This window comes from Stutzerimonas stutzeri (genome assembly GCF_024448935.1).
In the GTDB taxonomy this organism is placed as follows: Bacteria; Pseudomonadota; Gammaproteobacteria; order Pseudomonadales; family Pseudomonadaceae; genus Stutzerimonas; species Stutzerimonas stutzeri_AO.
Genome location: NZ_JAMOIE010000066.1, coordinates 19,514 through 28,087 on the forward strand (window position 1 = coordinate 19,514; position 8,574 = coordinate 28,087).

Sequence of the window (8,574 nt, forward strand, 5' to 3'; positions counted from 1 at the left end):
TGAATGGGTAACATAATAACGTCTCTCAGCCACATCGTCTCGCTCATGCCCAAGTCTCCGCTGGCCTGCATGCCCCACGACCACACCCACTGCGTCAGCCATGCTCTGGCCGAAGCCGAGCTCCTCTGCGAGCGTTCCGGTGTGCGCCTGACCGCCCTGCGCAAACGCGTTCTGGAGCTGGTCTGGCAGAGCCACAAGCCGCTCGGCGCCTATGACATCCTCGCCGAGCTGACCGCCCAGGACGGCCGCCGCGCCGCGCCGCCCACCGTATACCGCGCGCTGGATTTTCTGCTTGAGAACGGGCTGGTGCACCGCATCGCCTCACTCAACGCGTTCATCGGCTGCAATCACCCCGAACACCCGCACCAGGGCCAGTTCCTGATCTGCCGCAACTGCCATGCCGCCATTGAGCTTGCACGACCTGCCATCAGCGAGGCCATCGATCAGGCCGCGCACGGTGTCGGTTTCCAGGTCGAAGGGGAGACGGTCGAGGTCGTTGGCCTATGCGCTTCCTGCAGGAGCGCGGCATGAACGAAGCGTTGATCCGCCTGGACGATATTCATGTCCGCTTCGCCAAGCAGACGGTGCTCGAAGGTGCTCAGCTGCAGGTCCATCGGGGCGAGATCGTTACCCTGATCGGCCCCAACGGCGCTGGCAAGACCACCCTGGTGCGTGCTGTGCTCGGCCTGCTCAAGCCGGACAGCGGCACCGTCTGGCGCAAACCCAAGCTGCGCGTCGGCTACATGCCGCAGAAACTTAACGTCGACCCGACCCTGCCCCTGTCCGTACTGCGCTTCCTGCGCCTGGTGCCGGGCGTGGACAGAGCCGCAGCACTGGCGGCGCTTGACGAGGTGGGCGCCGAGCACGTCATCGACAGTCCGCTGCAATCGGTTTCCGGCGGCGAGATGCAACGGCTGCTGCTGGCCCGCGCGCTGCTCCGTGAACCGGAGCTGCTGGTGCTGGACGAGCCGGTCCAAGGTGTCGATGTGGCCGGCCAGGCCGAGCTCTACCGGCTGATCGGGCGATTGCGCCAGCGCTATGGCTGCGGCGTGCTGATGGTGTCCCACGACCTGCATCTGGTGATGAGCGCCACCGACCAGGTGGTCTGCCTGAATCGCCACGTCTGTTGCTCCGGCCACCCGGAACAGGTCAGCGCTGACCCGGCGTTCGTCGAACTGTTCGGCCAGGATGCCCGCAGCCTGGCGGTCTATCACCATCAGCACGACCACAGCCACGACCTGCACGGCAGCGTAGTGACCGGCAAATCTCACGCCCACGGTCCCAATTGCAAGCACTGATCGATATGCCCGACTTCTTATTGAACGCCCTGCTCGCCGGCCTCGCGCTGGCGCTGGTGGCCGGCCCGCTTGGCTCCTTCGTGGTCTGGCGGCGGATGGCCTATTTTGGCGACACCCTGTCCCATTCCGCACTGCTTGGCGTGGCGCTGGGTCTGATGTTCGAGGTCAACCTGACCCTGGCGGTCATCATTTGCTGCGTGCTGCTGGCGGTGCTGCTGGTGACCCTGCAGCAGCGCCAGCCGCTGGCCTCCGACACCCTGCTGGGCATTCTCGCCCACAGCACGCTGTCGCTCGGACTGGTGTCGCTGAGCTTCATGCAGAACGTGCGCATCGACCTGATGGGTTATCTGTTCGGCGATCTGCTGGCCGTCAGTCCGACCGATCTGGCCTGGATCGTCGGTGGCAGCGCCCTGGTGCTGCTGGCGCTCATCCCGCTATGGCGACCCTTGCTGGCGGTTACCGTGCACGAGGAACTGGCCAAGGTAGAAGGCTTGCCGGTGGCAGCCATCCGCCTGGCCCTGATGCTGTTGATCGCGATGGTGATTGCCGTGGCGATGAAGATCGTTGGTGTACTGTTGATCACTTCACTGCTGATCATTCCGGCCGCTGCCGCTCAGCGCCATGCACGCACGCCGGAACAGATGGCCTTGGGTGCCAGCCTGCTGGGCCTGCTGGCGGTCTGCTGCGGGCTTGCATTGTCCTGGTATCAGGACACGCCGGCCGGCCCGTCCATTGTCGTCTCGGCGGCCGCGATATTCCTGCTCAGCTTTGCCTGGCCGCGCAGGGCCTGACGCGATGACGGGGGCGCCGGCCATGCTCAACTACCTGCAGGGTTACCCCGAATCGTTGCAGCAGCAGGTTCGCCAGCTGATCGACGAGAAGCGTCTGGGCGACTACCTTGAGCGCCGCTATCCGCAACGCCACCAGGTGCAGAGCGACAAGGCGCTGTACGGCTATGTGCAGCAGCTGCGCCAGAGCCATCTGAAAAGCGCGCCGAACATCGACAAGGTGCTCTACGACAACCGCCTCGACCTCACCCATCGCGCGCTGGGCCTGCACACCGCCGTTTCACGCGTCCAGGGCGGCAAGCTGAAGGCGAAAAAGGAGATCCGCGTCGCTGCGCTGTTCAAGGGAGCGGCGCCGGAATTCCTGCAGATGATCGTCGTGCATGAGCTGGCGCACCTGCGCGAGAGCGATCACAACCGCGCCTTCTACAAGCTCTGCGAACACATGATGCCGGGTTACGCGCAGACCGAATTTGACTTGCGCTGCTACCTGCACTGGCGCGAGCTGAGCTGACACACAGCCTCCTGACAAAAGGCGGCTCGGAACAAACCGAGCCGCCGCTGGACATGCCGCTACGATCAGGCCGGAACCTGCTCCGCAGCCGCCTCGCGCGCCCAGATCCGGTGCTGCGCCAGGGCCTGGGCGAACGCCGTGAATACCCGAGCCACATCACCGTCATCACCGGTCACCAGACCGGCATCCTCCGGCAGGTTGAGTGCGGTAAGCAGCTGCCGGGCCTCGCCCAGTACCGCGATCGGCTTGAGGTGCTTGTAGGCCTCGAGCAGGTAGTGCTTGGCCACGCCATTCTTGGCCATGGCCTGCACGCTCTGCGCGCCGCCCGGCACGAAGACCGCGTCGAAGGCGATCGAGGGCATGCCATCCATCGCTGCATCAGGCGTGAGCATCGTGCCGTCAGCCGCCTTGACCGGAGCCGGTGACGGACCGATCAGTTTGGCCAGCGCGCCTTCGTCGGCCAGCTTCTGCTTGAAAGCCTCGATAGCCTTACCGTCCACGCCGTTGGCGACAAGGATGGCCACTTTGCGCGACTTGATGTTGCCGGACAGGTGATTCAGCAGGCTCAGCGCCGGTGAGCTGGGCGGGTTCGGCTGCTTGAGGCTGATGGTCGGCGCGGTCGGCGGCGTCACCCCGATGTTCTCGGCGACCCGACGTGCCAGTTCCAGATCGATATTGGCCAGGATCTCGTTGACCTGACGCTCGCGGATGAACACGCGCTCGACCTTGCCCAGTTCGAAGCTGTAGGCGCCGATGATGTGCTCCTTCTCCGGCGTGCTCATGCTGTTCCAGAACAACGTGGCCTGGGAAAAGTGATCGCCGAACGAAGGGCTGCGTACCCGCACCTTATGGCCCTCCATGCGCTCCGGATAGCTCTCGAAGCCGCCGCCGCTGGCTGCTGGCGGGGTTTCCTTTGGCCAGCCGCCGTCGATGGAGTTGGGCTCGTAATTGGCGCGGCCCTTGTTGATGGTCTGCCGGTGAAACGCATCACGCTGGTTGCTGTGTACCGGCGCAATCGAGCGGTTGATCGGGATTTCATGGAAATTCGGCCCGCCCAGACGCAGCAATTGAGTATCGGTGTAGGAAAACAGCCGACCCTGCAGCAGTGGATCGTTGCTGAAATCGATGCCGGGCACGATGTGGCCGATGTGGAAGGCGGCCTGCTCGGTTTCGGCGAAGAAGTTGTCCGGGTTGCGGTTGAGCGTCATCTTGCCAAGCTTCTGCACCGGCACCAGCTCTTCCGGAATGATCTTGGTCGGGTCGAGCAGGTCGAAATCGAACGTGTGCTCATCGGCCTCTTCCACCACCTGCACACCCAGCTCCCACTCGAAGTAGTCGCCCATCTCGATGGATTCCCACAGGTCGCGGCGGTTGAAGTCCGGGTCCTTGCCGGCCAGCTTCAGCGTCTCGTCCCAGACCAGCGAAAAGGCGCCCGCCACCGGCTTCCAGTGGAATTTGACGAAGCGGCTGGTGCCCTCGGCGTTGACCAGGCGGAAGGTGTGCACGCCGAACCCTTCCATGGCCCGCAGGCTGCGCGGGATGCCGCGGTCGGACATGACCCAGATGACCATGTGCGCCGATTCCGGCGTCAGCGAAACGAAGTCCCAGAAGCTGTCATGCGCCGACTGGCCCTGGGGAATCTCGTTGTGCGGCTCGGGTTTGACCGCATGCACGAAGTCGGGAAACTTGATCGCGTCCTGGATGAAGAACACCGGCATGTTGTTGCCGACCAGATCGAAGATGCCTTCGTCGGTGTAGAACTTGGTGGCGAAGCCGCGCACGTCACGCACGGTATCGGCCGAGCCGCGCGAGCCCTGCACGGTGGAAAAGCGCACGAACACCGGCGTCTCCTTGCCCTTGCCGGCGAGGAACGAGGCCTTGGTCAGCGCGCTGTGGTCGTCGTAGCTGACAAACACGCCGTGGGCAGCCGAGCCGCGGGCGTGCACGATGCGCTCGGGGATGCGCTCGTGGTCGAAGTGGGTCAGCTTCTCGCGCATGATGAAGTCTTCGAGCAGCGATGGACCCCGTTCGCCTGCCGTCAGCGTGTTCTGGTTATCAGCGATCTTGACGCCCTGGTTCGTGCTCAGGGCCTCGCCCGTGGCATCGGAGCGGAAGGTTTCGAGCTGATCGAGCTTGGCGTTGTGGTTCTTGCGATCGACAGTGTCGGTGCCGGCGAGCTCGCTGTTCTTGGGATCTTTTTTGTCCGTCATCATGGGCCTCGGTTGCGCGGGTGTGATGAACCGCAAAGAAATCGGGCCATGCGGGCCCAACGCTTGATCAATTCACGGCGTACCAGGTAGTGACCCGATAAAGCCGCTCAAGTTTGCGCGCTGCGACGATTTGCTCAGACTTCAGACTATGCTGGCGAGGGCTTGTCCAATCACCGCCGTTCGCTACGCCCGCCCGCCGCATATGCGTAGAATGCATGCCTTTCGCCACCCTCCAGGCACAAACGACCGCACCCACAAGGTTCGCCCGTGATCGAATTTCAGCAAGTCCACAAAACCTATCGGGTTGCCGGCCGGGGCACCGCTCGAGAAGTGCCTGCGCTCAAGCCGACCGAACTGACCATCGGTGCAGGGGAAGTGTTTGGCCTGATTGGCCACTCCGGTGCAGGCAAGAGCACCTTGCTGCGCCTGATCAACCGTCTGGAAGAACCCTCCGGCGGTCGCATCCTGGTTCACGGAGAAGACGTCACGGCGCTCGACGCCAACGGCCTGCGCCGCTTCCGTCAGCGGGTCGGGATGATCTTCCAGCACTTCAACCTGCTGATGTCCAAGACCGTCGCCGATAACGTCGCCATGCCGCTGCGCCTGGCGGGTAACCACTCACGCAGCGAGATCCACAGCCGGGTCGCCGCCTTGCTCGAACGCGTCGGTCTGAAAGATCAGGCGCGCAAGTACCCGGCGCAGCTGTCGGGCGGCCAGAAACAGCGCGTCGGTATCGCCCGCGCGTTGGCCACCGAGCCGGACATTCTGCTCTGCGACGAGGCCACCAGCGCCCTCGACCCGCAGACGACCGCATCGGTGCTGCAGCTGCTGGCCGAGATCAACCGCGAGCTGAAGCTGACCATCGTGCTGATCACCCATGAGATGGACGTGATCCGCCGCGTCTGCGACCGCGTCGCGGTGATGGATGCCGGTGCCATCGTCGAACAGGGGCCGGTCACCGAAGTGTTCCTGCATCCCAAGCACCCGACCACCCAGCGCTTCGTGCTGGAAGACGAGGCGATGGATGAAAGCGAGCTGCACGACGATTTCGCTCATGTGCCGGGCCGCATCCTGCGCCTAACCTTCCAGGGCGACTCCACCTACAAGCCGCTGCTGGGCACCGTCGCCCGTGAAACCGGGGTCGACTACAGCATCCTGTCCGGCCGCATCGACCGCATCAAGGACACCCCCTACGGCCAGCTGACCCTGGCGCTGGTGGGGGGCGATATGGCTGCTGCCCTGGCCCAGCTGGATGCCGCTGACGTGCACGTGGAGGTGCTGCGCTGATGGACGCCTTGTTTAGCTCTTTGCTGGGGAATGTCGACGGGTACGAAATCTGGCTGGCAACCCTGGACACCCTGCTGATGCTCGGCGGGTCGCTGCTGTTCACCATCATTCTGGGCCTGCCGCTGGGCGTGCTGCTGTTCCTCACCGGCCCGCGCCAACTGTTCGAGAACGGCCCGCTGTATGCCGCGCTGTCCTTCGTGGTCAACGTGCTGCGCTCATTGCCGTTCATCATTTTGCTGATCGTGATGATTCCCTTCACGGTGCTGGTCACCGGCACCTCGCTGGGCGTGGCTGGGGCGATTCCGCCACTGGTGGTGGGCGCCGCGCCGTTCTTTGCGCGACTGGTGGAAACCGCGCTGCGCGAAGTCGACCGCGGGATCATCGAGGCCACTCAGGCGATGGGTGCCACCACCCGGCAGATCATTTTCAACGCCCTGCTTCCCGAGGCTCGCCCGGGCATCATTGCTGCCGTAACCGTCACCGCCATCACACTGGTTTCCTACACCGCCATGGCCGGCGTGGTGGGTGCAGGCGGGCTCGGCGACCTGGCCATCCGCTTCGGCTATCAACGTTTCCAGACCGACGTCATGGTCGTCACCGTGGTGTTGCTGCTGGTCCTGGTCCACATACTGCAGAGCGTCGGCGACAGATTGGTCACGCATTTTTCAAGAAAATAACTGCCTAACCGGCACCGATACAGGAACCCACAAGGAGCCCTCCATGAAAAAACTGCTTGCCGCCTTTGCCGCTGTCGCGGCTTTCTCCGCCCAAGCCGCCGACGAACTGAACGTCGCTGCCACAGCCGTCCCGCACGCGGAAATCCTCGAATTCGTCAAGCCCCAGCTGGCCGAACAGGGCGTCGACCTGAAGGTGAAAGTCTTCACCGACTACGTGCAGCCGAATATTCAGGTGGCCGAAAAGCGCCTGGACGCCAACTTCTTCCAGCACCAGCCATACCTGGATGAGTTCAACAAGGGCAAGGGCACCGAACTGGTCAGCGTCGCCGGCGTGCACATCGAGCCCTTCGGCGCCTATTCGAGCAAACACAAGTCGCTGGACGAGCTGCCCAAGGGCGCCACCGTGGTGATCCCCAATGACGCCACCAACGGCGGTCGGGCGCTGCTGCTGCTGCAGAAGGCCGGCGTGATCACCCTCAAGGATGGCGCCGGCATCACCGCCACGCCGAAGGACATTGCCGAGAACCCAAAGCACATCAAGATCCGTGAGCTGGAAGCCGCCACCCTGCCACGGGTGCTGACCCAGGTCGACCTGGCGCTGATCAACACCAACTACGCCCTGGAAGCCAAGCTGAACCCCACCGAAGACGCCCTGTTCATCGAAGGCAGCGATTCGCCCTACGTGAACATCCTGGTCGCCCGTCCGGACAACCAGGACAGCGCCGCCATGCAGAAGCTGATCGAAGCGCTGCACAGCGAACAGGTCAAGCAGTTCATCAATGAGAAGTACGAGGGCGCCGTGGTGCCGGCGTTCTGACCAAAAGGCGTGGTTGATCGCGCCCATCAACTTTCAGAGAAGGCCCGCCAGGCAAACGCCAGCGCGGGCCTTTTCATTGGTGCCGAGGTGTGGCGTCAATAACCAATCCCACCTTGTAGGATGGGTGTAACCCATCAAGCGGGCTGCGATTGTTGCTCAAGGTTCCGTTCCCCATCAGCCAAACCTTCATCCACCCCAGTCCGTAGGATGGGTGAAACCGATCAAGCGCAGCCGGATCATTCCCCAGCGTTCATGTCCCGACGGGCTATATCACCATCACCCCAGGCCGGCGGACAGATTCCCCGCTCCACATAAGCATGGAACGATGAATGTGGCCAGCCACTCACGCGACTGACCCAACCGTGCTTGACCGGGTTGTAATGGATGTAATCGAAGTGCCGCTGCCAGTCCTGTTCGTCACGTATCAGATGCTCCCAGAAACGACGCTGCCATAACCCGCGCTCACCCTTGCGCCGTTGGCTGGCGGACGCCTGGTTCGATATGGGTAGAGCGCGGGAGAAACCGGCCTTGATCCGTCGCAGCCGGTTGGAGAAGTCGGCATCGCTCTCCGGCAGCCGCATCAGCACATGCATGTGTTCGGGAAGCACTACCCAGGCTGGCAGGCTGAACGGGTGGGCAAGCTGTTCCGAGCGGATACAGGTGCGCAACAGGTCTATATGGCGAACCAGCCAGTCGGCGCGACGATCTGTCAGAGTGAGGGTGAAAAAATAGGTACCGCCTGGACGGTACTGGCGCCGGTAGCTGGTCATGTCAGGCCGTCCTTGGTCTGATGGCGTGGTGATCTTGATGGGTTGCACCCATCCTACGAGATGCCCCGGTGTGTTCGCGGGAGTCCGTCACAACAACGGCCGTAGGATGGGTGAAACCCATCGCCGGTGGCATGGCGATCTTGATGGGTTGCAGCCATCCTACGAGACGCCCTGGAGTGTTCGCGGGAGTCCGTCGCAACAACGACCTGGGATGGG

At 63.3% G+C, this 8,574-nt stretch carries 9 protein-coding genes; 7 read left to right on the top strand and 2 right to left on the bottom strand.

Annotated elements, in window-relative coordinates:
• Nucleotides 1-45 precede the first annotated feature (45 nt).
• Genes NA637_RS17365 through NA637_RS17380 form a run of 4 tightly spaced genes read left to right on the top strand, consistent with a single transcriptional unit; the run spans nucleotide 46 to nucleotide 2,597 of the window.
• Nucleotides 46-531 (top strand): Fur family transcriptional regulator, encoded by a 486-nt coding sequence (locus tag NA637_RS17365; protein WP_272889184.1) that lies wholly within the window; start codon nucleotides 46-48, stop codon nucleotides 529-531.
• Complete coding sequence (gene znuC, locus NA637_RS17370) at nucleotides 528-1,298, top strand: zinc ABC transporter ATP-binding protein ZnuC (protein ID WP_256073540.1); 771 nt, start codon at nucleotides 528-530, stop codon at nucleotides 1,296-1,298. The genes NA637_RS17365 and znuC overlap by 4 nt, the downstream gene beginning before the upstream one ends.
• A 5-nt stretch (nucleotides 1,299-1,303) precedes the next feature.
• On the top strand, nucleotides 1,304-2,089 hold the full coding sequence (gene znuB / locus NA637_RS17375) for a zinc ABC transporter permease subunit ZnuB (RefSeq protein WP_256073541.1): 786 nt from the start codon (nucleotides 1,304-1,306) through the stop codon (nucleotides 2,087-2,089).
• Nucleotides 2,090-2,111: 22 nt separating this feature from the next.
• Nucleotides 2,112-2,597 carry a M48 family metallopeptidase gene (locus tag NA637_RS17380; protein ID WP_256073542.1) on the top strand — a complete coding sequence of 162 codons (486 nt, stop codon included), beginning with the start codon at nucleotides 2,112-2,114 and terminating at the stop codon, nucleotides 2,595-2,597.
• A gap of 65 nt (nucleotides 2,598-2,662) precedes the next feature.
• On the opposite strand, the gene katE is transcribed toward NA637_RS17380, so the two are convergent.
• Nucleotides 2,663-4,807, bottom strand: a complete 2,145-nt coding sequence (gene katE, locus NA637_RS17385) for a catalase HPII (protein ID WP_256073543.1) — start codon at nucleotides 4,805-4,807, stop codon at nucleotides 2,663-2,665.
• 267 nt (nucleotides 4,808-5,074) lie between these two features.
• Here katE and NA637_RS17390 point away from each other — a divergent pair, with 267 nt between their 5' ends.
• The 3 genes from NA637_RS17390 to NA637_RS17400 are packed head-to-tail and all read left to right on the top strand — an operon-like array spanning nucleotide 5,075 to nucleotide 7,588.
• Entirely contained in the window at nucleotides 5,075-6,094 is a 1,020-nt protein-coding gene (locus NA637_RS17390) for a methionine ABC transporter ATP-binding protein (RefSeq protein WP_256073544.1), read from the top strand.
• On the top strand, nucleotides 6,094-6,771 hold the full coding sequence (locus NA637_RS17395; protein WP_256073545.1) for a methionine ABC transporter permease: 678 nt from the start codon (nucleotides 6,094-6,096) through the stop codon (nucleotides 6,769-6,771). Before NA637_RS17390 ends, NA637_RS17395 begins: the two co-directional genes overlap by 1 nt.
• Before the next feature lie 43 nt (nucleotides 6,772-6,814).
• Nucleotides 6,815-7,588: a MetQ/NlpA family ABC transporter substrate-binding protein gene (locus NA637_RS17400; protein ID WP_256073546.1), complete on the top strand. Its 774-nt coding sequence runs from the start codon at nucleotides 6,815-6,817 to the stop codon at nucleotides 7,586-7,588.
• A 236-nt stretch (nucleotides 7,589-7,824) separates the two neighbouring features.
• On the opposite strand, the gene NA637_RS17405 is transcribed toward NA637_RS17400, so the two are convergent.
• Nucleotides 7,825-8,358, bottom strand: a complete 534-nt coding sequence (locus NA637_RS17405) for an REP-associated tyrosine transposase (RefSeq protein ID WP_256073547.1) — start codon at nucleotides 8,356-8,358, stop codon at nucleotides 7,825-7,827.
• Nucleotides 8,359-8,574: the final 216 nt, after the last annotated feature.